Below are 23,529 nucleotides of genomic sequence, written 5' to 3'. Positions count from 1 at the left end.
TCATAATTTATAGACACTAAAATTTATTGTTTTTCAAATTCTAGAATAGTTTTTTCAATTATAGAGACACACTCCATTAATTGTTCTTCTGTAATTACCAATGGTGGAGCTAGCCTTATGATGTTCCCGTGGGTAGGTTTTGCAAGAAGTCCGTTTTCTGCTAATTTTAAACAAATATTCCATGCAGTAGAACTTTCCGGAGAGTCATTTACTAAAATAGCATTCAAAAGACCTTTTCCTCTTACTTTGTAGATTAAATCTGTTTTTTCAATAATTTTATTGATTTCACTTCTGAAAATTTCACCTAGTTTTTCTGCTCTTTCAGATAATTTTTCATCAATAACTACATCTAATGCTGCCATTGCAACAGCACAAGCGATAGGATTTCCTCCAAATGTAGAACCGTGCTGCCCAGGATGTATCACTTTCATAATTTGATCATTGGCCAAGACTGCCGAGACAGGATACATGCCACCAGAAAGTGCTTTTCCGAGAATTAGAATGTCTGGTTGTACGTCTTCGTGATGGCAGGCAATCAATTTTCCAGTTCTAGCAATTCCTGTCTGTACCTCGTCTGCTACAAAAAGTACATTGTATTTTTTGCAAAGTTCTGAAGCTTTTTTTAGAAATCCTTCATTTGGGACATATACGCCAGCTTCGCCTTGTATAGGTTCTACCATAAATGCAGCAATGTGCTGAGCTTCGTCTTCTAAAATTTTTTCTAAAGATTCTAAGTCGTTATAAGGTATTCTGATGAACCCTGGTGTGAAAGGTCCGAAGTTTTGGTTAGCATCCTTGTCATTAGAAAATGATACAATGGTAGTCGTTCTTCCGTGAAAATTATTCTCGCAAACAATGATTTTTGCGTAACCATCTTTTATACCTTTTACTTCATAGCTCCATTTTCTTGCTAATTTAATGGCGGTTTCTACGGCTTCTGCACCAGAATTCATGGGTAAAACTTTTTCGAAACCAAATAGAGAAGTAATTTTTTTCTCGTATTCCCCTAATTTAGAATTGTAAAATGCTCTAGATGTTAAGGCAAGCGTTTGAGCTTGTTCTGTAAGTGCTTTTACAATTTTTGGGTGAGAATGGCCTTGGTTTACTGCTGAATATGCTGATAAAAAGTCAAAATATTTTTTTTCTTCTACATCCCAAACATAAACCCCTTCTCCTTTTGCCAATACTACAGGAAGCGGATGATAATTATGTGCGCCATATTGGTTTTCTAAATCGATATAGTGTTGAGAGTTTTTCGTTTTTACTGTCATTTTTTTTAAATTTTTGATAAAAGTAAAAAATGTTTTTTTAAAAGATATTAAGCATAAACAAAAAAAGTTGTCTTTTGCAAGACAACTTGATTTATTAAATATTATTACTTGATTTATATGATGTTTTCAAATTTTTTATCCATCACAAAATCTTCCATAAACTTGGTAGTGTAGTTGCCAGCTAAATAATCTGGATGTTCCATCAATTGTCTATGGAAAGGAATGGTAGTTTTAATACCTTCAATATAAAATTCTTCTAACGCACGCTTCATTTTAGCGATAGCTTCTTCTCTAGTTTGTGCAGTAGTTATTAGTTTTGCAATCATAGAATCATAGTTAGAAGGAATGGTGTAGCCTTTGTATACATGGGTGTCTACTCTCACACCGTGTCCTCCTGGAATGTTTAATTCTGTAATTTTCCCTGGACTAGGTCTAAAATCATTAAAAGGATCTTCGGCATTTATTCTACATTCTATAGAATGTAATTTTGGAAGATAATTTTTGCCAGAAATTGGTTGTCCAGAAGCCAATAAAATTTGTTCTCTGATGAGGTCAAAATCTACAACTTGTTCTGTAATAGGATGCTCTACCTGAATTCTAGTGTTCATTTCCATGAAATAAAAATTTCTATGTTTGTCTACTAAAAATTCTATCGTTCCTACACCTTCATAGCCAATAGATTCTGCAGCTTTTACGGCAGCTTCCCCCATCTTATGTCTTAACTCCTCTGTCATAAAAGGAGAAGGAGTTTCTTCTGTTAACTTTTGATTTCTTCTTTGTACAGAGCAATCTCTTTCAGAGAGATGACAAGCTTTACCGTATTGGTCACCAGCAATTTGAATTTCAATATGTCTAGGTTCTTCAATCAGTTTTTCCATGTACATTCCTCCATTGCCAAATGCGGCTACAGCTTCTTGTATGGCAGAATCCCAATGTCCTTTTAGGTCTTCAGCTTTCCAAACGGCGCGCATCCCTTTTCCACCACCACCTGCGGTAGCTTTAATCATTACAGGATAACCAATTTCTTCAGCGGTTTTAGCAGCTACTTCATAAGAAGCTATAAGCCCATCTGAACCTGGAATGCAAGGTACTCCAGCTGCTTTCATGGTAGCTTTTGCAGTTGCTTTGTCACCCATTTTTTCTATTTGTTCTGGGGTAGCGCCAATAAATTTGATGCCATTTTTTTCACAAATTCTAGAAAAGTTAGCATTCTCTGAAAGAAATCCGTAACCAGGATGTATTGCATCTGCATTGGTGATTTCTGCTGCGGCTATAATGTTGGTAATTCTTAGGTAAGAGTCTTTACTCATAGGTGGGCCTATGCATACCGCTTCGTCTGCAAATCTTACATGCAAACTATCTTTGTCTGCGGTAGAATATACTGCTACGGTTTTAATCCCCATTTCTTTACAGGTTCGGAGAATCCTCATAGCAATTTCGCCTCTATTGGCAATTAATATTTTTTTGAACATCTTAAAATAATTTGAAATTTGAAAATTTAATAATTTGAAAGTCTTTGTTGATTATATCAATCATCAATTATCAATCATCAATTATTAAGATGGGTCTACCAAGAATAGAGGTTGGTCGTATTCTACAGGAGTAGCATCATCTACTAAAATTTTCACAATTTTACCAGAAACTTCAGCTTCAATTTGATTGAAAAGTTTCATAGCTTCTATTACGCATACTACAGTGTCGTTTTTTACTTCACTTCCTACGTTCACAAAAACGTCTTTGTCGGGTGAAGGCTTTCTGTAGAAGGTGCCTATCATTGGAGATTTAATAGTGATGTATTTGCTTTCGTCTGAGCTAGTTTCGGTCTTAGCTTCACTTGCAGGTGAAGATGTTGGAGATGTAGCTACGGGCGAAGAGACTACAGGTGCTTGGTAAGCTACTGGCTGTGGCGCAAAATTCAATGGGATTTCGCTTCCCGCTAAAGGAGTTTTGATGTTGATTTCAAAATCTTTTGTTTTGTATTTCACTTCAGAAACACCTGCTTTGGCTACAAATCTTATTAGATTAAGTAATTCTTTAGAATCCATATATAATATAATTTTTATACGGCTCAAATATAGTAAATATTACAACAAAAAACCATTCAATTTTTTATAAAAATTGAATGGTTTTTTTATCAAAAAGAAAAAAAATGATTTTTTCTTATTATTCTTCAGTAGAAGATACTTCTTTTTCTAATACTACTTTACCTCTGTAGTAAAGTTTACCTTCATGCCAGTGAGCTCTGTGATAAAGGTGTAATTCACCTGTAGTTGCATCTTTTGCTAATTGAGGAGCCACAGCTTTGTAGTGTGTTCTTCTTTTATCTCTTCTTGTAGATGACTGTCTTCTTTTAGGATGTGCCATTTTCTTGTTCTTTAAATTTTATGTAAAATTCTAATTTTTGTCTTTTAATTTTTTTAAAACTTCCCATCGAGGGTCTACTTTTTCAGTTTTTTCCTCTATTTCTTTGCTTTTCGGACTGAATTTTTCGAGAATTTTATGATATTCATCTTCTTCATTTACATTAGGCGATATTTTCTTCATCGGAATTGAAAGAACTACTGCCTCATATATAATCTGTGAAATGTTGAAAGAGCTGTCGCCACTTGGGATGGTAATTACCTCTTCGTTACTATCATCGTATTCCTCACCGAATTTTACCAAAACTTTGATGTTATTACTTATTGGGTGAGAAAAGTCTTCATTGCTAATGTCACAAACTAGAGTAACTGTTCCACTAGTATTAATATCAAATTCTAAAAATGTAGTGTGTTTTTCTAATTCCACATCTACATCTATATGAGCATTGGTAAATTCTTGCTCAGTCTCGAATAAATCAAAGAACGGTTGTTCTACTTTAAACTTAAAATTGTGTTTTCCGTTTTTAAGTCCGGAAAATGCTACTTCGTAGTTTCTTAATTTGTCCATAAAAACGGTTTGCAAAAATAAGGTAAATTTTTTAAATTACAAAAGAATTATTCATTTTCTTCTGGTAAATCTTCATCTATGCCGTTGTCGTTTGCTAAAACCTTTGATTTCAAAGGGTTTTTCGTTAGTTCTTGATACTCAGCTCTATTCCTGTAAATTTTAATTGCAGTGAAAATAGCTTCGGAAAATGACTGTGCATCAGCTAAATTTTTACCCGCAATGTCGTAGGCTGTGCCATGATCTGGCGAAGTTCTAATATAAGGAAGGCCTGCAGTGTAGTTTACACCTTCTTCATAAGCAATGGTTTTGAATGGTGCTAGACCTTGGTCATGATACATTGCTAAAACTCCATCAAAACTACAGTATTTATCCGCTTGGAAAAAACTATCAGCTGGATATGGGCCGAATGCCAAAATTCCTTCGTTGAATAGTTCTTTGATGGCAGGTTCTATAATTTCTATTTCTTCATTTCCTATTGCGCCACCGTCTCCTGCGTGAGGATTAAGGCCTAGAACTGCAATTTTTGGTTTTTGTATGCAAAAATCCTCAATCAAACATTGATTTAAGATTTTCACTTGTTCTTTTATTTTTTCTTTAGAAATATTTTTAGTAATTTCCGAAACAGGGATATGGTGTGTAGAAACGGCTACTTTCAATCCTTCGGTAACTAAAAACATAAGTCCTTTTTTGTTGAATTTTTCTTCAAAGTAACCTGTATGACCTGCGTGTTTGAAGCCTTGCTTCATCATTTCATCTTTATTGATAGGAGCGGTAACTAGTACATCTATGTCTTCATTCATTAATGCTTCTGTAGCTGCTTCTAGAGAATCTATGGCCATTTTGGTAGATTCTTCAGTTGGTGTCCCGAAGTCTACATTTACATTGTCCTTCCAGAGGTTCACAATGTTTAGTTTTCCGTTGCTGGCTTCTTTAGGATGCTGGATATAATTAAAATTGGTTTGAATTTTAAACACATTTTTTTGGTAAGAGAATAGTTTTCCAGAACCAAAAATGATGGGTGTAAAAAAATCTGTGATGTTTTTATCATTTAAGGCTTTGAGTATAATCTCTACGCCGATACCGTTAAAATCTCCAACAGAAATTCCTACCTTAATTTTGTGGTGTTTAGAATTCATTTTTAATTATCTTTGAAGTTTAAAAATAAGTTTTTACAAATTTAGGAAAATATTTGCAGATTAAATTTGTTATTTTCTAAAGAAATGAGGTCTGATACGACAATAGTGATTAGTTGATTTAAAAATTACAGTTTTTGCCTTAAATTAATATTGATATGTTTACAGGAATTATAGAAGCAACAGGAAAATTAGAGAAAATCGTAAAAGAGGGTACTAATGTGCATTTTACATTTAGTTGTCCTTTTACGAATGAGTTAAAAATAGACCAAAGTATGGCGCACAATGGGTGTTGTCTTACAGTGGTAGAAATTTCTGAAGATAAGTATGTGGTAACAGCGATAAATGAGACTTTAGAAAAAACTAATCTCGGCCTTTTAGAAGTCGGTAGCTTGGTCAATCTAGAAAGGTGTATGGTGATGAACGGAAGATTAGACGGGCACATTGTTCAAGGGCATGTAGACAAAACGGGCGAAGTGGTTTCTATTGAAAATATAGATGGTAGTTATTTTTTGACCTTTAGTTTTCAAGAAGATGGTGCATTTACTACAGTTCCACAAGGTTCTATCACCGTAAACGGAATCAGTCTTACAGTTGCAGAAAGTAAAGAAAATCAATTTTCTGTAGCTTTAATTCCTTATACTTGGGAGCATACCAATATGAAAAACCTAAAAGTAGGAAGCAAGGTCAATTTAGAATTTGATATTATTGGCAAGTATATAGCCAAATTGCTCAAAAAATAATGGCTTTTAATAGATATAGGGGGTATAGTCTCCGGACTAAAGTTTTTATAGGGTTTATGGTAGTGTGTTTTCTCAGTATCATAGGTTCTACCGCTATGTCTTATCTAATCATTAAAAAATCTATAGAAGGACATAGTAAAACAGATATGCAAAATAGGTTTGAAGCATTAATGAAATCCTTAGACTATGCCTTAAGCCATACCAATGTCACAGAGAATAATCTTGCTAAAATTCTTCAAGACGAAATATATCAGATAGCAGACATTAATAAACATGATGTTATTATTTACGATTTAGATGGAAATTATTTGGTTTCAAATAAAGATAAAGCCCTTGTAAATGAAAAAAAATTACCTAATAATATTTTAAATAAAGTAAAAAGTTCAGATAATAGATATGATGTAAAAACATATGATGAAAACTTAGGCAGCACTCTTACTTCATCTTATATTATCATGAGGAATAATAGATTAGAACCTATAGCAATAGTTTATTTTCCAGTTTATCATAGTGAAGATGAATATTATGAAGCTTTTCATAAATATGTACAATATATTATTTTAGTCAATTTGTTTCTAATTCTATTAAGCGTCTGGATTAGTTGGGTAATTTCTAAAAACCTTACCAAAGCCATAACTAAAATATCTGATTTAATTACAAGAACCACACTTTTAGGTAAAGAATTAAGGCCTATTAAATATTTCAATAATGATGAACTGAGCGGTTTGGTGAAATCATACAATAAAATGGTGTACCAAATTGAAGACCAAAAATTGCTATTAGCCAATAAACAAAGAGAAGAAGCGTGGAGAGAAATGGCCAAACAAGTAGCGCATGAAGTAAAAAATCCGCTGACGCCCATGAAGCTTTTGATACAAAATTTTGTAAGAAAATTTGATAAAAATGACCCTGAAATAGAATCTAAAATTAAAAAGCTTAGCAAAAGTTTGGTAGATCAAATAGATTTAGTGGCTACCGTAGCTAGTGCTTTTTCTGAGTTTGCGAAGCTTCCCCCAAAAAATGATGAAAATTTCGACTTAAAAGAAGAATTAGAAAACTTGGTGAGGGTTTTTAATGAAGGTGGAAACATTTATCTGCACTCAAACAGAAAAGAAATTCCTATCAATATGGACAGGGTTTATCTTTCTAGAATTTTCACCAACCTTATTACCAATGCAAAACAAGCAGAAAGAGAGGGCGTGAAATCTGTGATTAATCTAGATGTAGAACTGCTCAATAAAAAAGTGATAATTGCCATTCAGGATAATGGCTCGGGAATTCCGAAGGATAAATTAGAACAGATTTTTGAGCCTAATTTTACCACAAAAAGTTCTGGAATGGGGCTTGGCTTAACCATGGTAAAAAAAATGATAGAAGAATACAAAGGTGAAATTTCTGTAAAATCTGAAGAGGGCAGAGGAACTAAGTTTACCATAATTTTACCTACTAATGTGTAATTTTTGTGAAAGTCGCTTAAACTGCATTATTTAATTTTTAGCCAAATCAAATAATTAATGAAACCTTTTCGTTTTCAGCAATTTTCAATCCAGCAAAACAAAAATGTTTTCAGAGTAGGGACAGATGGTGTCTTGCTTGGGGCAATGTGCACTGTGCTGCATGCCCAAAAAATTTTGGAAGTTGGCACGGGAACCGGACTTATTTCTCTAATGTTGGCACAAAGAAATTCAAGGAGTAACATTCTTGCGATTGATTTCAGTGCTGATGCAGTAGAACTTGCTCATCTTAATTTTAAAAATTCTATTTTTTCAGAAAGATTAAAGGTAGAATTGATGGATTTTAAAAAGTTTAGCAGTCAAGAAAAATTTGAATTAATAGTATCTAATCCTCCTTTTTTTGAAGAAAACACTTCTGTTAAAGATGTTTTGGCGAGGCAAAAAATAGAGCTTGAGTTTGATGATTTAATTAAAAAAGCATCAGAAAATTTATCTGAAAAAGGTGTTTTTTCTGTGATTATTCCTTCGTTTTGTGCTGAAGAATTTATCCGTTTGGCTCAAAGTTTCAAATTGAATCTTATTAGAAAAATTGATATTTTCGGCATTGAAGGTGGAGTTTTAAAAAGAAATATTTTAGAATTTTCTTATGAGCAAAAGCAAATAGAAGTTTTAGATTTTGTTATAGAGAAAAGCCCAAGAAAATATTCTGACCAATATTTAAATTTGACCAAAGATTTTCATGTTTTTGGAAAATAAAAAATCTCTCACAAATAGCAAGAGATTATATTTATAGTTTTTTCAAAATTATTATTCGAAAAGTTCAGCAGTGCTCATTACTACTACGCCTCCGTCTTCACATTTTATAGCTTCTCCTGGGAAGTTTTGTATCATATGATAATCGTGAGTTGCCATTAGAACTGCGCATTGTCTTTCGGTGGAAATAGACTTTAGTAAAGTCATAATGTCATTAGATGTTTCAGGGTCTAGATTTCCTGTAGGTTCGTCTGCAAGAATCAATTCTGGGTGATTCAGTAATGCTCTTGCAATGGCAATACGCTGTTGTTCGCCGCCAGATAATTCGTGAGGCATTTTATGCTTTTTAGTTTGCATTCCTACGCTGGTAAGTACTTCGTCTATTCTGTCGTTCATCAATCCCTTGTCTCTCCAGCCTGTAGCTTCTAGTACAAATTGAAGGTTTTTTTCGATGCTTCTATCGGTTAAAAGTTGGAAATCTTGAAAAACAATTCCCAATCTTCTTCTAAGGTTAGGTACGTCAGAAGCTCTTAATTTTTGCAAATCAAAACCTACTACTTCGCCTTCGCCCTCTTTTAGAGGAAGTTGCCCGTAAAGAACTTTTAGTAAAGAACTTTTACCAGAACCTGTTTTCCCGATGATGTAGCAAAAAGTTCCTCTTTTTATGTTAAGATTAACTTTAGAAAGTACAGTGAAATTTTTCTGTACAATCTTTGCATTGTTTAGAGTGATGATATCGTCTCCTACAAAGTTTTTATGTGGCATAATCTTGTTTTGATATAATTGGTAATTAAGGAAAATTATCCTAAAACGAAATTCAAAAATACAGAATTCTTTTTTTTTAACCTAAATTTTAGCAAAATTTTAACAAACAAAAAATGCTCGGAAAGTAAATTTCCAAGCATGATTTTTTATAATAATTTAAAAGAAATTATTATCTCTTAGCTCTTACGTCGCTAACAGTTAATCTCTTTCTGCCTTTTGCTCTTCTAGCAGCTAATACTCTTCTACCGTTTGGAGTAGACATTCTTTCTCTGAAACCGTGTTTGTTTCTTTTCTTTCTCTCTGATGGTTGGAATGTTCTCTTGCTCATTACTTATATCTTTAAATCGGTAATACGTTATTTTTAATTTTCAGGTTGCAAAGATATGGATTTTTTTATTTTCTACAAATTTATTTTTGTTTTTTATTGTTTTTCTTTTTCTATTGGTGTTAATCCTCATTGATTGTTAATTTTAAATGGCTTTATTGATGGTTTTAAAAGTTTTAGTGAGATAAGTATATTTTAAACATTTTCAAAAACGTATATTTGTAACCTTAATTTTTTTAAAGAAAATGTTTACAGGCAATCAACTTTCCGAAATTAAAAAGCTTCTCTCACCGGAGAAAAAAGTAGTTATCATCACTCATTATAATCCAGACGGAGATGCTATTGGTAGCGCATTGGGATTAAAACATTTTCTTAATAATATGGGTGTAGAACCTACTGTTTTGGTGCCTAATGATTTCCCTAAATTTCTGAAATGGATGCCAGATGCTAAAAAAGTGGTGATTGCAGAATACAAACGCAAGACAGCTGGTGAAGCTATCTATAACGCAGATGTTATTTTTTGTTTAGACTTTAATGCTCATAACAGAATTGGCATTTTAGGAGATTGGTTAATGAAATCTTGGGCTAAAAAAATCTTGATAGACCACCATCAGCAACCTGAAAATTTTGATTTTGTATATTCAGATGTTACAATTCCTGCTACGTGCCAAATGGTGTATCATTTCATAGAAGCGCTTGGTAGAGAAGATTTGGTAGATCAAAACGTAGCAGAATGTCTTTACACAGGAATTATGACAGATACTGGTGGTTTCCGTTTTCGTTCTACTTCTGCCACTACACACAGAATTGTGGCTAATTTAATTGAAAAAGGAGCGGATCCTGCGATGATTACCAGCAATACTTGGGATACCAATTCGGTTTCTAGACTGCATCTTTTGTCTTTGATTTTAGGAAGGATAGAAATTGTAAAAGAAGGAAAAGTAGCGATTCTCTATCTAAAACGTGACGAACTGAAAGAATTTGGATTTGAAAAAGGTGATACTGAAGGTTTTGTAAATTACGGTTTGAGTATTGCAGGAACTAAAATGGCGGCTTTTTTCATGGAAGATTTATACGAAGATTTTATTAAAATTTCTTTCCGAAGCAAAGACGATGTTGACACCAATGCTTTTGCGAGAGCGCATTTCAACGGAGGTGGACATATCAATGCTTCAGGTGGTAAATATTTCAAAAGTATCTACGAAACGATTGACGATTTTAAAGAAAAAATTGAAGGAGAGGAGTTTTAAATTATTTGCCACGTATACACTAATGCTTTTTTATATTTAATTCGTGCATTCGTGGCAGGAAAAACCTAACAAATCCTCGGTAATTGCTCTCCAATTAAAGGATTTACCACGCGTTTTCCGCCAAAAGCACTTTCCATAATTACTTTTCCTGCGTGTTCTTCGGTAATGAAACCAATTTTAGAAGCATGATGATTTACTCTTTGTAAAATTTCTAAAACTTCATCGGCTATTTCATCGTCGCAAACACAAAGAAATGTTCCTTCATTTGCAACATACATCGGATCTAATCCCAAAAGTTCACAAGCACTTTTCACTTGTTTTTCTACCAAAATTTTATCTTCAAAAAGATGAATTCCCAAGTTGCTTTCAGAAGTAATTTCATTAAGAACAGAAGCCAATCCTCCTCTCGTCGCATCTCGTAGAAAATGAATTTTTTCTCCAAAATTTTCAATGAGTTTTTTGACTTCAAAATTCAGATTTTTGGTGTCACTCAAAATTTCAGAATCAAATTTCAAGCCTTCTCTTTCGCTCATAATCGCCATTCCGTGAGAAGCGATATCTCTGTTGATGATGATGCTTTGTTTCGGTTTTATGTATTCAATCCCAATTTTTGCATTTTCGTAAATTACACCAATTCCCGAAGTGTTGATGTAGATTTTATCGCCTTTTCCACGCTCCACAACTTTCGTATCGCCGGTTACAATTTGTACTCCAGCTTTTTCGGAGGCAATTTTTATAGAATTAATAATTTTCTGAAAATCTTCCATCGAAAAACCTTCTTCAATGATGAAAGAAAGCGAGAGATATTTCGGTTCTGCACCACACATCGAAACATCATTCACAGTACCGAAAACCGCCAATTCTCCAATATTTCCACCTTTAAAAAATATCGGTGAAACCACAAAACTATCGGTAGAAAACGCCAATTTCCCAGAAATATTGAGAAAAGCGCCGTCGTGTTTTTTGTCTAAAAATTCATTTCCTAAATTTTTGAAAATCAGATTATTGAGAAGTTCGGTTTGTTTTTCGCCGCCGCTTCCGTGTTGCAGGTTGATGCTTTCCATTTTGTAATTAAGAAGGGTTTTCAGGTTCTAATTCTAAATCTTCGCCCATTAATTTCAGTGCGTCCATTGTTTTTTTTGCTTCCTCTTCGTCAATGATTCCGATGGCAGCACCAACGTGCACCAAAACATAATTGCCAATTTTAGCTTCGGGAACGAGTGCGAGATTTACCTCTTTTTTAATTCCTTCAAAATCTACACTTCCTATTCTGAACACTTCGTCTAATTCTGAAGTAATGCTTTCTAATTTTCCTGGGATTGCTAAACACATAATTTTTGTTTCAAGTTTAGGGTTTCAAGTTTCAAGTTTTTCGGTTGCTATTAACTTCCAGCTTCCATCTTCTGACTTCCATCAAATTTTACCTCTCAAAAATCCGTACCACGCTTCCATACCTTCTCCAGAAGTGGCCGAAACTTCAAAAAACTGGATGTTAGGATTGACTTTTTTGGCGTTTTCTTTCAATTTTTCTACATCAAATTTTAGATAAGGTAACAAGTCAATCTTGTTGATGATACAGATATTTGAACTGAAAAACATGTCGGGATATTTCAACGGTTTATCTTCGCCTTCTGTTGTTGAAATAATGACAACTCGTTGGTTCTCGCCTAAGTCAAACATTGCAGGGCAAACTAAATTTCCTACATTTTCAATCATTAAAATCGAGTTTTGCTTCGGTTTTAGTTCTTTCAAAGATTTGGCAATCATTTCAGAGTCGAGATGGCAACCTTTACCAGTGTTGATTTGAAGAACGGGCACATTAAGAGCGTGAATTCTCTCGGCGTCATTGGTGGTTTGTTGGTCTCCTTCAATTACGGAAAATTCTATTTCGCCTTTCAAATCGGCAATTGTTTTTTCTAAAAGAGAGGTTTTGCCAGAACCAGGTGAACTCACCAAATTCATCGCGAAAATATTTAAAGCTTCAAAAAATCCACGATTTCTTTCTGCTCCCAATTGATTTTGATGAAGAATATCTTTTTCTAATTCTACAATATTTACATTGTGAGAATGATGGTGATGATGTTCGTGGTCGTGGTCATGATGGTGTTCATGTCCATGTTCGTGGTGATGTTCGTGAGTATGAGAGTGTTCACCGTGATGATGTTCATGAGAGTGAATGTGACCATCATGGTGATGGTGCGTATGATGGTTTTCTCCCATTTTTGTTAAAGTAATTCCGTTTTCGTTGGAACTGCATCCGCAAGTTGAGCACATATTTTTGAGATTTTAAGTTGTAAATTTTAGCAGATAATTAATTTTTTAATTTTCATTTCTTGCCCTGTAATAATTTCTTTAAAAGGGCTTCCGCAACGCTCACAAGAGTCATAAATTTTAGAAATTTTGAATTCGTGATTACATTCTGCGCATCTTGCATAGCCTTCTGGTTCGGCAATGTGAACTTTTGCGCCGTCTAAAACACTGTTTTTCATGCATTGCTCCCAAACAAATTCTAAAGATGGTATTTCTACGCCCGAAATTTTACCTATTTCTAAGAAGATTTCGGTCACATTTTTACCGTTAATTTTTTGTACTTCGTTTTCAGAAGTTTTAAGAATTGAGGTTGCAATAGAAAGTTCGTGCATATTTTAGTTAATTCTTTGGTAACAAATCTACATTTTTTTGTTGAAATTATATGTAAAAAAAGTTACTTAATTAGGATAAATTTATGATTTTACTCAGTAACAAATGTTACATATATTCAAAAACTAGCCGTTATTACTGAGTTTTACGTAAAAATTATTTTAATTAATTATAAATTATTGAATTGTATTTTGTGTATTCAAGTATTTATTTATATTTATAAGATAAAATTTCCTAAAAAATGGAACAGACTAAGAAACAAAATGAAACTTATCTTCAAAGCATTGAAAGAAAAGGTTATTCACGTAGAGATTTCATGAAATTCGTGGCTTTTATTAGTGCTTATATGGGGGTAGAAAGTACTGCGTTGGGACAAGTGGCAAAATCATTGGCTACTACCCCAAGATTGCCTGTAATCTGGGAACATTTTCAAGAATGTACCTGTTGTAGTGAGTCTTTTATTCGTTCAGATCATCCTATTGTAGCGGATATTATTTTAGACAAAATTTCTTTGGATTATACCCTTACTTTAATGGCTGCTAGTGGTCACCAAGCAGAAGCTGCTAAAAAATCTACAATGGAGAAGTATAAAGGCGAATATATTCTTTGTGTAGAAGGTTCTGTTCCTATTGGTGATGATGGTAACTATTGTGTAATAGCTGGTAGAACTGCCATTGATATTCTAAAAGAATCTGCAGCTGGGGCTAAAGCAATTATTGCTTGGGGTAGTTGTGCAACTACAGGTTGCGTACAAGCTGCGAAGCCTAATCCTACCAATGCTGTTCCAATCAATAAAATCATTACAGATAAACCTATTATAAATGTGCCAGGCTGTCCTCCGATTGGTGAGGTAATGGCAGGGGTTATAGTACATGTAGTAGCTTTTGGAAAACTTCCTGAATTAGATTCTCAAGGTAGACCTAAAGCTTTTTATTCTAAGCGTGTACATGATAGTTGCTATAGAAGACCGTATTTTGATGCTGGTTTATTTGTAGAAAGTTTTGATGATGAAAATGCTAAAAAAGGATATTGTCTCTATAAAGTAGGTTGTAAAGGACCATCTACCTATAATACATGTGGAAACATGAGATGGAATGGAGGTATTTCTTATCCAATACAATCTGGTCACGGATGTTTAGGATGTAGTGCACCAGATTTCTGGGATGCTGCAGACAGTTTCTATTCTAGAGATTTGAATATTATTGGAGGTGAAGCAGAGCATAATGCAGATACCATAGGTAAAGTAGCTTTAGGAGGCGTAGTAGCAGGAGCTGCTATACATGCTGTAGCTTCTAATATATCTAAAAGAAAAGATCTTGAAAGAAGAATAAAAGAAGCGGAAGATGGTGAAAAAAAATTAGCTAAAGATAATATTTAAAAAAAAATATAATGGCAAACAGAATAGTAGTAGATCCAATTACAAGGATTGAAGGTCATTTAAGAGCAGAAGTAGAAATTACAGACGGTACTATAAAAGAAGCATTTCTTTCATCAGGTATGGTTCGCGGTTTGGAAAATATAGTAAAAGGTAGAAATCCGAAAGACGTATGGGCTTTTGTACAAAGAACCTGTGGTGTTTGTACTACCGTTCATGCAATTGCATCTATTAGAGCAGTAGAAGATGCTCTTAAAATTAATGTTCCACCCAATGCAGAAATGGTAAGAAACATTATGTTGGGTGCATTGTACATTCATGACCATGTGGTGCATTTTTATCATCTGCATGCTTTTGATTGGGTAGACGTAGTGAATGGATTGAGTGCAGACCCTAAAAAAACCTCTGAACTAGCACAATCTATTTCAAATTGGCCAAAGTCTTCTCCAGGATATTTCGCAGATTTACAAAAAAGATTGAAAAAATTTGTAGAAAGTGGTCAGCTAGGGATTTTCGCTAATGGTTATTGGGGGCATCCTGCCATGAAACTTCCGCCAGAAGCAAATTTAATGGCTACAGCTCACTATCTAGAAGCATTAGAATGGCAAAAAGAAATCGTAAAAGTACATGCTATTTTTGGTGGTAAAAATCCTCACCCGAATTTCTTAGTCGGTGGTATGGCTTGTGCCATTAATACAGATGATGCTAGTGGATTAAATGCAGAAAGATTGGCATTAGTTCAAAAACTTTTAATTCAAGGAAAAGAATTTATAGAACAAGTTTATCTGCCAGATTTATTAACAATAGCAAGTTTTTATAAAGATTGGGGCGCTATAGGTGGTTTCCATAATTTTATGGCATTCGGAGATTTCCCAATGGCAGGATATGGAAATAAAGACATGAGTACTTATAAATTCCCATCAGGAGTAATTCTCAATAAAGATTTGTCTAAAGTTCACAGTCTTGATTTAGAAGATTTGAAAACTGTAGAAGAATATGTTAACAATTCTTGGTATGATTATGAAGGTGACCCGAAAGGTGGTAAACAACCTTGGAGTGGAGAAACAAAAATTAATTATACTGGCCCAAAACCACCGTATGAATTCTTAGATGTTGACAATAAATATAGTTTTATTAAAACTCCACGCTGGAAGGGGCAAGCCATGGAAGTAGGCCCATTAGCAAGAATGCTAGTAGGTTACGCTTCTGGAAGAGAAGATTTCAAAGAAGTTGTAGATTCTGCTTTGTCTAAATTGCAGGTTCCAGCAGAAGCATTATTCTCTACATTAGGAAGAACTGCTGCCAGAGGTCTAGAAACTCAATTGGTAGCTCAGTGGAATTTAGAATTCTATGATACTTTAATCAATAATATCAAAGGAGGAGACGAAAGAATGGCTAATATGGAAAAATGGGACGTTACTTCTTGGCCAGCTGAAGCCAAAGGTGTGGGTAGAGTAGAAGCTCCAAGAGGTGGTTTAAGTCATTGGATCGTTATAAAAGATGGTAAAACAGATAACTATCAACAGATTGTACCTTCCACATGGAACGCTTCTCCACGTGATCCTAAAGGTCAGCGCTCTCCGTATGAAAGTACTTTACTTAATACGCCTGTTGCTAATCCTGAATTGCCACTAGAAATCATTAGGACAATCCATTCATTTGACCCTTGTATTGCTTGTGCGGTACATTTATATGATGAAAAAGGAAATATTATCAAGGAAGTGAATGATGTATCTATTTGTACAATTTAATTTTTAAAAAAAAATTATCATGGATATTTCAGATCTCAAAATAAAAACAGTCACCTTTAGGCGTGCCTACATTTGGCAGTTACCCGTGCGTTTTTTTCATTGGATTAATGCTTTGGCAATTACATTTTTAATTATTACAGGTTTTTTAATTGCAAATCCACCAGCCATTATGACTGCCAAAGAAGCTTCAGGGCAATTTTGGATGGGATTTATACGTCAAATTCATTTCATAAGTGCATATGCTATGGTAGCTGCTATGTTTATGAGATTGTATTGGGCTTTTGCTGGAAATAGATTCGCCAATTGGAAACAATTTATACCTTTTAATAAAGAAGGTAGAGAGAAAATTTGGCATGTCATTAAGTATGATATTTTCCTATTCAACGAAAAAGAATATAATTTTAAAAATATTCCAGTTGGTCACAATGCCGTAGCTGCAGCTTCTTATTTGGTAATGTTCATACTTGCAGTCGTGATGATGTGTACAGGGTTTGCACTATATGCACCTACATCTACTTGGTTTTTCCCAAAAATGTTTACTTGGGTTACAGATTTATTTGGTGGTGACGAAATAAAAGTAAGAATGGTACATCATGTTTTAATGTGGGCATTTATATTATTTATAGCTGTGCATTTTTATTTAGTGCTATTTCACGATTGGCTAGAGGGGAGAGGAGAATCTTCCGCAATGGTTAGCGGTTATAAATTTTGCCGAACAGAAAGATTTGATGAAAACAAAGAAGAACAAGAAAAGCAATAATTTTAATTAATCTGAATTCCCTGAATTTTCAGGGAATTTTTAAATTTATCATATATTTTTAAAATATGAATAATACTAATACAGATGTTTTTCAGTATACCATAGACGAATATCATTCACAGGGCAACGATATTTTAGTTTTAGGAATTGGGAATTACTTGATGGGCGACGAAGGTATTGGGGTACAATTTATACAAAATCTAGACACTTCACAATTTCCCGACAATATCAGTTTTATAGACGGTGGAACAGGAGGTTTTACTCTTGTCCCTTACATCGAAAGTCACAGGCACGTCATCATCGTTGATGCCACAATGGACGGAAAAGAAGAAGGTACAATTACCCTTCTTACCCCCAAATTTTCAGACGATTTCCCCGTTTCGTTGAGTGGTCATAACTTCGGTTTGAAAGACATGATGGACATTCTCACCTTCATGGAAAAAATGCCCAAAATTTATCTTTTCACCGTTACTATTTCTAAAATGGAACCTATGTATTTAGAGCTTTCACCGAAAGTAGCAGCTGCCATCCCAAAAGTGACAGATATGGTTTTGGATTTAGTTCATAAAATTAAAAAAGAAAACTAACTTTGGTATTTGGCAAAACATTTTTAGAATTTTTGTAGAAATATTTAATATTTTTAATCATTAAAAAATCTCTGCGCTTTTTGCGTTAAAATTACTATCAAAACATTCGAGATACATATTTCAGGGCGAGTACAAGGTGTAGGTTTTCGCCCTTTTGTTTTCAATTTGGCTGAAGAATTTCAGCTAAAAGGCTACGTTTCTAATGACGAATTGGGCGTTGTAATTTTGTGCCAAGGTGAAAATGTTGAAGATTTTTTTAAAGAAATTCATCGCCGTAATCCTAAATCTTCTGAAATTATCTTTTCTAAAATCAAAAAAATTGAAACCACCGAAATTTTTGAAAATTTCTATATCAAACCAACCGAAAAAAACGTCGTAATAGACATTCCTTTAACGCCAGATTTTGCAACTTGCCAATCTTGTGAAAACGAAATTTTTGACGAGAAAAATCCGCGTTATTTTTATCCTTTCACTACTTGTACACAGTGCGGACCTAGATATTCTATCACCAAAAAATTCCCTTTCGAAAGAGAAAACACAGTAATTGAAGTTTTCAAAATGTGTCCGAATTGTTTAGCAGAATACAGAAATCCGGACAATGTAAGATTTCATTCTCAAACCAATTCCTGTCCCAATTGTGGAATTCAAATTTGGTTAAAAGACAATCAAGGAGAAGAATTCAAAGGTACTAACAAAGATATTTTTGAGAAATTAACTGAAGAACTATCCAAAGGAAAAATTATTGCCCTGAAAAACACCGCAGGTTATCTTTTGATGTGTGATGCAACTAATTCTGAAGCAGTTTCGGAATTAAGAAAAAGAAAAAGAAGGCCAACAAAACCTTTCGCAGTTTTATTTTCAGGAATTTCAATAATGCAAGAATATTTAGAAATTTCAGAATTGCAAATTCAACATTTCAAATCATCTGAAAGTCCAATTATTGTGACTAAAATTAAGGATAAGAAAGATTTGGCATTCGATGAAATTTCTCCCAATATGAATTCTGTTGGTGCAATGTTTCCCTATTCTGGAATGTTGAAACTCATTTCCAAAACTTTCGGAAAACCGCTTATTGCGACCAGTGGAAATTTTCACGGCTCACCCATTTGTTCTACCACCGAAGAAGCTGAACAAATTTTAGGAAAAATTGCTGATTTCTTTTTGCACAATACTTTAGAAATTCATCATCCTCAGGATGATTCTGTGATTAAATTTTCGCCAAAACATCAGCAGAAAATTGTTTTCCGCCGTTCAAGAGGTTTTGCGCCGAATTATTTTTTTGCAGAAGAGTTAATTGAACTCAATCAAGAAAAAAAGAAAATTTTGAGTTTAGGCGGAGATTTGAAAAACACTTTCACTGTAGTTCCCAATAATCATGTTTATATTTCTGAATATATAGGTGATTTAGCGAATTTTGAAACTTATGAAAGGTTTGAAAAAACAGTGAAATCTTATCAAAAAATCTTTAATTTTTCGCCAGAAATAATCCTCAAAGATTTGCACCCAAAATATGAAAATCAAAATATAATTTCTAAATTTTCTAATTTTCAAACTCAAGAAATTCAACACCACAAAGCACATTTCGCTTCTATTTTAGGAGAAAAAAAACTTTGGAATAAAGAAAAAGTCCTCGGCATTGTTTGGGACGGAATCGGTTTTGGAACATCCGATGAAATTTGGGGCGGAGAGTTTTTCCTTTTTAAGAATCAAAAAATGGATAGAGTGGCTCAACTCGAAAATTTCGCTTGGATATTGGGTGATAAAATGTCTAAGTCGCCGAAGATTTCGGCCCTTTCAATTTCAGAGAATAGTGAGGATTTGAAATTTGCTTTTGATGAAAACGAATGGAAAATTTATACCAACTTAATAGAAAAATCAGAAGTGAAAACTTCTTCGATGGGAAGATTTTTTGATGCCGTTTCCTTTGTTTTAGGTAATGAAAAACCCATCTTTTTTGAAGGAGAATCTGCAATGTGGTTAGAGAAAATTTCGCAGCAAGCTTTTGAAAATAATATAAAATTTACTGATTATTTAGAAGGAGAAAATTTTGAAAATATTCCTACAAAAAAAATATTTTCAAAAATTATGGAAGAGAAAAAATCTGGAAGAAATGCTGGAGAAATCGGCTTGAATTTTCATTATACTTTAATTAAAGCGATTGAAAAAATTGCAGAAAAATTTGAGGTTAAAGAACTCGCTTTTTCAGGTGGAGTTTGGCAAAATGCACTTTTAATCGATTTGGCAATTGATGTTTTAGGTGAGAAATTTATGCTTTATTTCCATGAAAAACTCTCTCCAAATGACGAAAATATAAGTTTCGGACAATTGAATTATTATTTAAACTTAAAATAAAAATCTAAAATTTAAAATTTCACACATGGATATTTACGATTTATTAGGAAAAATAGACCACACCGAAGACCAAGATAAAGTATCATATTCTGCTGGTGTAGTAATGGCGATGAGCCTAAAAGATATGGGCTTCGAAGACTTGAAATATGATGATTTTACCGAAGGAATGAAAACCATTTTCGATAAAATGACTCCGAAAATTTCTCCCAAAAAATCTATTGATATTTTTAATAATTATGTGACGTTGCTACGCCATGAATTATCATTAAAAAACGAAGAAGAAGGTAAAGCCTTTTTAGAGAAAAACCGAGAAAATCCAAAAATTACAGAACTAGAAAACGGTTTGCAATATGAAATTTTAGTAGAAGGAAATGGAGGAATTCCTACAATTACCGATGCTGTAGAAGTAGAGTATGAAGGTTATCTGCTTAGTTCTCAAGTTTTTGATTCTACAAAAGATGTTGGTGCACAGGTTTTTAATATTCAAGAAATGATTCTTGGTTGGCAAGAAGTTTTGACTAGAATGCAGGAAGGCTCTCGCTGGAAAGTTTACATTCCGTCACATTTAGCTTATGGAGAAAACGGAGCGCCACCCATGATTTTGCCTAATGCAACTTTGGTTTTTATTATTGAACTGAATAAAATCATGTAATTTATATGTCTCAAAATCAAAAAATTACATATATTCGTAACAAGAATTAGTTAAAAAGTAACACAATGGCGCAAGTAAGATTTGGCGTGAGTTTAGACGAAGACGTTTTGAAAGAATTAGACCAATTCGTTCTAGATAATCATCTACCAAACCGTTCTCAAGCCATTCGTCATTTGGTAGAAAACCGAGCCGTCGACAAAAAATGGAAAGAAAATGATGTGGTTTCTGGTGCTATTGTGTTGCTTTTTGATCATCATAAAGGGGATGTTGGTGTGAGAATGAACGAAATTCAACATCAGTTTTACAAAGAAATTCTTTCTGCGCAACATTTTCATCTTGATCACGATAATTGCCTAGAAATCATTGCGGTAAAAGGAAATGCCAATCGTTTGACTGATTTGGCGAATCAATTAATTGGTTTAAAAGGAATTATTCACGGAAAATTAGTGACGAGTAAAATGATTTAAATTTTTTTACCAAAAAAGTAACACAAAAATATAAAAAAGTAACACGTTATGAAACTCAAAATCTTTATTTTTTCTTTATTTTTCTTTACATTTAATTCTATTTTTTCTCAAAATTTAAAAGGGATTTATGTATTAAATGAAAATACAAAAACACCTATTTCATCCGTATTAATAAGTAATTCAGATAATAGTTTTCAGAAAAATTCAGATGAAAATGGTTTTGTAAATCTTCAAAATTTTACATCAGAAAATCAAAAAATTTACGTTTCAGGAATTGGCTATGAAAAAGAAGAATTTGACTTAGATTCCATTAAAAAAGAAAAAGATTTTGGTTACATTTTTCTCAATCCTAAAATTGTAAGTATTGCAGAAATTCAACTCAAAAATTCTGCTAAAAACAATATTTTTCAGACGATTTCAGATTTAGACATTCATCTTCGCCCAATTAATAATTCTCAAGAAATACTGCGTTCTGTTCCTGGACTTTTCATTGGTCAACACGCTGGTGGTGGAAAAGCAGAGCAGCTTTTTATTCGTGGTTTTGATGTAGATCACGGCACAGATGTCAATATTTCTGTAGACGGAATTCCTGTAAATATGGTTTCACACGCTCATGGACAAGGTTATGCAGATTTGCATTTCGTAATTCCTGAGTTTATTGATAAGGTGAATTTCGATAAAGGACCTTATTTTGCTGAAAAGGGAAATTTCACTACTGCTGGTTTTGTAGATTTTAAAACCAAAGATTTTTTAGAAAATAATTTTGCCAAGTTAGAAGTAGGGCAGTTCAAAACATACCGTGGAGTTTTAGGTTTAAATCTTTTAAAAAATTCAAAAGATGTAAAAAATCAAAGCCTAATTTTAGCAACAGAAGCTTATTTTACCGATGGTTATTTTGATAATCCTCAAGAATTTAATCGTTTCAATGGAATGCTGAAATACCATGGGAAATTGAATGATAACAATTTCTTAACCGCCTATTTTTCTGGACTTTCCAGCAAATGGAACGCTTCTGGGCAAATTCCTGATAGAGCAGTAGAAGACGGAACTATTGGTTGGTTTGGTGCTATTGATGCTAATGAAGGTGGTAAAACTTCGCGCTATAATTTTAATGCGAATTTAAAATCGTATTTAAAAAATGGAGGGAAACTCACCAATCAAATTTACTATTCTAAATATCTATTTGAGTTGTATTCTAATTTTACATTTTTCTTAAATGACCCAATTAACGGGGACCAAATTCGCCAAAAAGAAGATAGAAATCTGTATGGTTTTAATTCTACTTATGAAAAATCTACCCAGTTATTTGGCTTAAAGTCAGAGACTATTGCAGGAATTCAATTGCGCTATGATGATGTGAATGACTTAGAACTTTCTAGAACCAAAGATAGAAATATTACAACAGAACAATTGAAATTTGGTGATGTAGATGAAGTGAATTTGGGTGCTTTTTGGAGTCAAAAAATCGCTTTAAATCAAAATTTTGATATTACACCTTCCATCAGATTTGACTATTTTAACAATCGATACAACGATAAACTTTTAAATCAAAAATTGAAATCAAATTCAAATATTTTCAGTCCGAAATTAAGAATGAATTATCGTTTAAATGAAAATGTGCAGTTTTATTCTTACTTCGGGAAAGGATTTCACAGTAATGATACCAGAGTTGCCGTTTTAGAAAATGGAAAAAAAGTGTTGCCGCCAGCTTTAGGAACTGATTTTGGTGGAATTTTTAAAATTGGAAAAAAACTCATTCTTCAATCTGCGGTTTGGTATCTTTGGCTAGACCAAGAATTCGTCTATGTGGGTGATGAAGCGGTGGTAGAAGAAGGCGGAAAAACCGAAAGAATGGGAATTGACATCACTGCTCGTTACGAAATTTATAAAAATTGGTTTGCTGATTTTAATTTAAGTTTGGCAAAACCGAGAAGTTTAGGCGTTCCATCAGGAGAAAACCTTATTCCACTTGCTCCTAAATTGGTGAGTACAGGTGGAGTCACGTACCGAAAAGAAACGGGTTTCAACGGAAGTTTGCGTTACCGATTGATGGGCGATAGACCAGCCAATGAAGACAATTCTGTGGTGGCGAAAGGTTATTTCGTTTGGGACGGAACTGTGAATTATACCTCAAAAAACTGGGAATTGGGTGTTTCTGTTCAGAATATTTTTAATGTAAAATGGAAAGAAACACAATTTGATACTGAAAGCAGATTGTACAACGAAACTTCGCCAGTTTCAGAAATTCATTTCACGCCGGGAACTCCGTTTTTTAGCAAGTTGAGTTTTACTTATTTCTTTTAAAATTGATTTTTTAAACTAT

General features: G+C 33.5%; 24 protein-coding genes. 12 read left to right on the top strand and 12 right to left on the bottom strand.

Annotation, left to right across the window (positions count from 1 at the left end; translation table 11 throughout):
- Positions 1 to 23: 23 nt before the first annotated feature.
- From rocD to pdxA, 6 genes are all read right to left on the bottom strand, one after another.
- Positions 24 to 1,271 (bottom strand): ornithine--oxo-acid transaminase, encoded by a 1,248-nt coding sequence (gene rocD / locus IEW40_RS04390; RefSeq protein ID WP_188616878.1) that lies wholly within the window; start codon positions 1,269 to 1,271, stop codon positions 24 to 26.
- A gap of 113 nt (positions 1,272 to 1,384) precedes the next feature.
- On the bottom strand, positions 1,385 to 2,743 hold the full coding sequence (gene accC, locus IEW40_RS04385; protein ID WP_188616877.1) for an acetyl-CoA carboxylase biotin carboxylase subunit: 1,359 nt from the start codon (positions 2,741 to 2,743) through the stop codon (positions 1,385 to 1,387).
- An 84-nt stretch (positions 2,744 to 2,827) separates the two neighbouring features.
- A complete protein-coding gene (accB, locus tag IEW40_RS04380) occupies positions 2,828 to 3,316 on the bottom strand; it encodes an acetyl-CoA carboxylase biotin carboxyl carrier protein (RefSeq protein WP_188616876.1) in 489 nt (162 codons plus the stop codon).
- Between the two features lie 118 nt (positions 3,317 to 3,434).
- Entirely contained in the window at positions 3,435 to 3,635 is a 201-nt protein-coding gene (gene rpmF, locus IEW40_RS04375; protein WP_188616875.1) for a 50S ribosomal protein L32, read from the bottom strand.
- Positions 3,636 to 3,665: 30 nt separating this feature from the next.
- Positions 3,666 to 4,199 carry a YceD family protein gene (locus tag IEW40_RS04370; RefSeq protein ID WP_188616874.1) on the bottom strand — a complete coding sequence of 178 codons (534 nt, stop codon included), beginning with the start codon at positions 4,197 to 4,199 and terminating at the stop codon, positions 3,666 to 3,668.
- 47 nt (positions 4,200 to 4,246) lie between these two features.
- Positions 4,247 to 5,335 (bottom strand): 4-hydroxythreonine-4-phosphate dehydrogenase PdxA, encoded by a 1,089-nt coding sequence (gene pdxA / locus IEW40_RS04365; protein WP_188616873.1) that lies wholly within the window; start codon positions 5,333 to 5,335, stop codon positions 4,247 to 4,249.
- Positions 5,336 to 5,490: 155 nt separating this feature from the next.
- Between pdxA and IEW40_RS04360 the strand changes: the two genes are divergently transcribed.
- From IEW40_RS04360 to IEW40_RS04350, 3 genes are read left to right on the top strand one after another with little or no spacing between them, the layout of a single operon-like run.
- The gene (locus IEW40_RS04360; RefSeq protein WP_188616872.1) at positions 5,491 to 6,075 is read left to right on the top strand and encodes a riboflavin synthase; all 585 of its coding nucleotides are present in this window, start codon (positions 5,491 to 5,493) and stop codon (positions 6,073 to 6,075) included.
- Between the two features lie 56 nt (positions 6,076 to 6,131).
- A complete protein-coding gene (locus IEW40_RS04355) occupies positions 6,132 to 7,532 on the top strand; it encodes a sensor histidine kinase (RefSeq protein WP_229663377.1) in 1,401 nt (466 codons plus the stop codon).
- Between the two features lie 57 nt (positions 7,533 to 7,589).
- Complete coding sequence (locus IEW40_RS04350; protein WP_188616870.1) at positions 7,590 to 8,285, top strand: tRNA1(Val) (adenine(37)-N6)-methyltransferase; 696 nt, start codon at positions 7,590 to 7,592, stop codon at positions 8,283 to 8,285.
- A gap of 51 nt (positions 8,286 to 8,336) precedes the next feature.
- Here the strand turns inward: IEW40_RS04350 and IEW40_RS04345 are convergent, their stop codons facing one another.
- Entirely contained in the window at positions 8,337 to 9,047 is a 711-nt protein-coding gene (locus tag IEW40_RS04345) for a cell division ATP-binding protein FtsE (protein ID WP_188616869.1), read from the bottom strand.
- Positions 9,048 to 9,216: 169 nt separating this feature from the next.
- Positions 9,217 to 9,375 (bottom strand): 50S ribosomal protein L34, encoded by a 159-nt coding sequence (gene rpmH / locus IEW40_RS04340; RefSeq protein WP_188616868.1) that lies wholly within the window; start codon positions 9,373 to 9,375, stop codon positions 9,217 to 9,219.
- Positions 9,376 to 9,617: 242 nt separating this feature from the next.
- On the opposite strand from rpmH, the gene IEW40_RS04335 reads away from it, so the two are divergent.
- Entirely contained in the window at positions 9,618 to 10,622 is a 1,005-nt protein-coding gene (locus IEW40_RS04335) for a DHH family phosphoesterase (protein ID WP_188616867.1), read from the top strand.
- 65 nt (positions 10,623 to 10,687) lie between these two features.
- Here IEW40_RS04335 and hypE read toward each other — a convergent pair whose 3' ends face one another.
- The 4 genes from hypE to IEW40_RS04315 all read right to left on the bottom strand — a co-directional run bounded on the left by hypE (position 10,688) and on the right by IEW40_RS04315 (position 13,264).
- Positions 10,688 to 11,686, bottom strand: coding sequence for a hydrogenase expression/formation protein HypE (gene hypE / locus IEW40_RS04330; protein WP_188616866.1), 999 nt, complete (start codon positions 11,684 to 11,686; stop codon positions 10,688 to 10,690).
- Positions 11,687 to 11,693: 7 nt separating this feature from the next.
- Positions 11,694 to 11,954 carry a HypC/HybG/HupF family hydrogenase formation chaperone gene (locus tag IEW40_RS04325; protein ID WP_188616865.1) on the bottom strand — a complete coding sequence of 87 codons (261 nt, stop codon included), beginning with the start codon at positions 11,952 to 11,954 and terminating at the stop codon, positions 11,694 to 11,696.
- A gap of 81 nt (positions 11,955 to 12,035) precedes the next feature.
- A complete protein-coding gene (hypB, locus tag IEW40_RS04320; protein ID WP_188616864.1) occupies positions 12,036 to 12,896 on the bottom strand; it encodes a hydrogenase nickel incorporation protein HypB in 861 nt (286 codons plus the stop codon).
- 26 nt (positions 12,897 to 12,922) lie between these two features.
- A complete protein-coding gene (locus IEW40_RS04315) occupies positions 12,923 to 13,264 on the bottom strand; it encodes a hydrogenase maturation nickel metallochaperone HypA/HybF (RefSeq protein WP_188616863.1) in 342 nt (113 codons plus the stop codon).
- 239 nt (positions 13,265 to 13,503) lie between these two features.
- On the opposite strand from IEW40_RS04315, the gene IEW40_RS04310 reads away from it, so the two are divergent.
- From IEW40_RS04310 to IEW40_RS04275, 8 genes are all read left to right on the top strand, one after another.
- The gene (locus IEW40_RS04310; protein WP_188616862.1) at positions 13,504 to 14,640 is read left to right on the top strand and encodes a hydrogenase small subunit; all 1,137 of its coding nucleotides are present in this window, start codon (positions 13,504 to 13,506) and stop codon (positions 14,638 to 14,640) included.
- Positions 14,641 to 14,651: 11 nt separating this feature from the next.
- Positions 14,652 to 16,388, top strand: a complete 1,737-nt coding sequence (locus tag IEW40_RS04305; protein WP_188616861.1) for a nickel-dependent hydrogenase large subunit — start codon at positions 14,652 to 14,654, stop codon at positions 16,386 to 16,388.
- A 19-nt stretch (positions 16,389 to 16,407) separates the two neighbouring features.
- Positions 16,408 to 17,148 carry a Ni/Fe-hydrogenase, b-type cytochrome subunit gene (gene cybH, locus IEW40_RS04300; protein WP_188616860.1) on the top strand — a complete coding sequence of 247 codons (741 nt, stop codon included), beginning with the start codon at positions 16,408 to 16,410 and terminating at the stop codon, positions 17,146 to 17,148.
- A 65-nt stretch (positions 17,149 to 17,213) separates the two neighbouring features.
- Complete coding sequence (locus IEW40_RS04295; protein ID WP_188616859.1) at positions 17,214 to 17,735, top strand: HyaD/HybD family hydrogenase maturation endopeptidase; 522 nt, start codon at positions 17,214 to 17,216, stop codon at positions 17,733 to 17,735.
- Between the two features lie 90 nt (positions 17,736 to 17,825).
- The gene (hypF, locus tag IEW40_RS04290; RefSeq protein WP_188617479.1) at positions 17,826 to 20,087 is read left to right on the top strand and encodes a carbamoyltransferase HypF; all 2,262 of its coding nucleotides are present in this window, start codon (positions 17,826 to 17,828) and stop codon (positions 20,085 to 20,087) included.
- A gap of 25 nt (positions 20,088 to 20,112) precedes the next feature.
- Complete coding sequence (locus tag IEW40_RS04285; protein WP_188616858.1) at positions 20,113 to 20,739, top strand: FKBP-type peptidyl-prolyl cis-trans isomerase; 627 nt, start codon at positions 20,113 to 20,115, stop codon at positions 20,737 to 20,739.
- A 65-nt stretch (positions 20,740 to 20,804) separates the two neighbouring features.
- Positions 20,805 to 21,206 (top strand): nickel-responsive transcriptional regulator NikR, encoded by a 402-nt coding sequence (gene nikR / locus IEW40_RS04280; RefSeq protein WP_188616857.1) that lies wholly within the window; start codon positions 20,805 to 20,807, stop codon positions 21,204 to 21,206.
- Positions 21,207 to 21,254: 48 nt separating this feature from the next.
- A complete protein-coding gene (locus tag IEW40_RS04275) occupies positions 21,255 to 23,510 on the top strand; it encodes a TonB-dependent receptor (RefSeq protein WP_188616856.1) in 2,256 nt (751 codons plus the stop codon).
- The last annotated feature ends 19 nt before the right edge of the window (positions 23,511 to 23,529 follow it).

It is taken from the genome of Cloacibacterium rupense (assembly GCF_014645495.1).
In the GTDB taxonomy this organism is placed as follows: domain Bacteria; phylum Bacteroidota; class Bacteroidia; order Flavobacteriales; family Weeksellaceae; genus Cloacibacterium; species Cloacibacterium rupense.
This window is presented reverse-complemented; position numbering and strand designations above follow the sequence as displayed.

Bases quoted from the DNA above. Each gene is read 5' to 3' on its own strand.
- hypB (WP_188616864.1), bottom strand. From the start codon at position 12,896: ATGTGCTCAACTTGCGGATGCAGTTCCAACGAAAACGGAATTACTTTA.
- IEW40_RS04360 (WP_188616872.1), top strand. From the start codon at position 5,491: ATGTTTACAGGAATTATAGAAGCAACAGGAAAATTAGAGAAAATCGTA.
- nikR (WP_188616857.1), top strand. From the start codon at position 20,805: ATGGCGCAAGTAAGATTTGGCGTGAGTTTAGACGAAGACGTTTTGAAA.
- rpmH (WP_188616868.1), bottom strand. From the start codon at position 9,375: ATGAGCAAGAGAACATTCCAACCATCAGAGAGAAAGAAAAGAAACAAA.
- hypE (WP_188616866.1), bottom strand. From the start codon at position 11,686: ATGGAAAGCATCAACCTGCAACACGGAAGCGGCGGCGAAAAACAAACC.
- IEW40_RS04275 (WP_188616856.1), top strand. From the start codon at position 21,255: ATGAAACTCAAAATCTTTATTTTTTCTTTATTTTTCTTTACATTTAAT.
- IEW40_RS04350 (WP_188616870.1), top strand. From the start codon at position 7,590: ATGAAACCTTTTCGTTTTCAGCAATTTTCAATCCAGCAAAACAAAAAT.
- IEW40_RS04285 (WP_188616858.1), top strand. From the start codon at position 20,113: ATGGATATTTACGATTTATTAGGAAAAATAGACCACACCGAAGACCAA.
- IEW40_RS04355 (WP_229663377.1), top strand. From the start codon at position 6,132: ATGGTAGTGTGTTTTCTCAGTATCATAGGTTCTACCGCTATGTCTTAT.
- IEW40_RS04325 (WP_188616865.1), bottom strand. From the start codon at position 11,954: ATGTGTTTAGCAATCCCAGGAAAATTAGAAAGCATTACTTCAGAATTA.
- IEW40_RS04335 (WP_188616867.1), top strand. From the start codon at position 9,618: ATGTTTACAGGCAATCAACTTTCCGAAATTAAAAAGCTTCTCTCACCG.
- accC (WP_188616877.1), bottom strand. From the start codon at position 2,743: ATGTTCAAAAAAATATTAATTGCCAATAGAGGCGAAATTGCTATGAGG.
- cybH (WP_188616860.1), top strand. From the start codon at position 16,408: ATGGATATTTCAGATCTCAAAATAAAAACAGTCACCTTTAGGCGTGCC.
- IEW40_RS04345 (WP_188616869.1), bottom strand. From the start codon at position 9,047: ATGCCACATAAAAACTTTGTAGGAGACGATATCATCACTCTAAACAAT.
- rpmF (WP_188616875.1), bottom strand. From the start codon at position 3,635: ATGGCACATCCTAAAAGAAGACAGTCATCTACAAGAAGAGATAAAAGA.
- rocD (WP_188616878.1), bottom strand. From the start codon at position 1,271: ATGACAGTAAAAACGAAAAACTCTCAACACTATATCGATTTAGAAAAC.
- accB (WP_188616876.1), bottom strand. From the start codon at position 3,316: ATGGATTCTAAAGAATTACTTAATCTAATAAGATTTGTAGCCAAAGCA.
- IEW40_RS04370 (WP_188616874.1), bottom strand. From the start codon at position 4,199: ATGGACAAATTAAGAAACTACGAAGTAGCATTTTCCGGACTTAAAAAC.
- IEW40_RS04310 (WP_188616862.1), top strand. From the start codon at position 13,504: ATGGAACAGACTAAGAAACAAAATGAAACTTATCTTCAAAGCATTGAA.
- IEW40_RS04305 (WP_188616861.1), top strand. From the start codon at position 14,652: ATGGCAAACAGAATAGTAGTAGATCCAATTACAAGGATTGAAGGTCAT.
- IEW40_RS04315 (WP_188616863.1), bottom strand. From the start codon at position 13,264: ATGCACGAACTTTCTATTGCAACCTCAATTCTTAAAACTTCTGAAAAC.
- IEW40_RS04295 (WP_188616859.1), top strand. From the start codon at position 17,214: ATGAATAATACTAATACAGATGTTTTTCAGTATACCATAGACGAATAT.
- pdxA (WP_188616873.1), bottom strand. From the start codon at position 5,335: ATGAATTCTAAACACCACAAAATTAAGGTAGGAATTTCTGTTGGAGAT.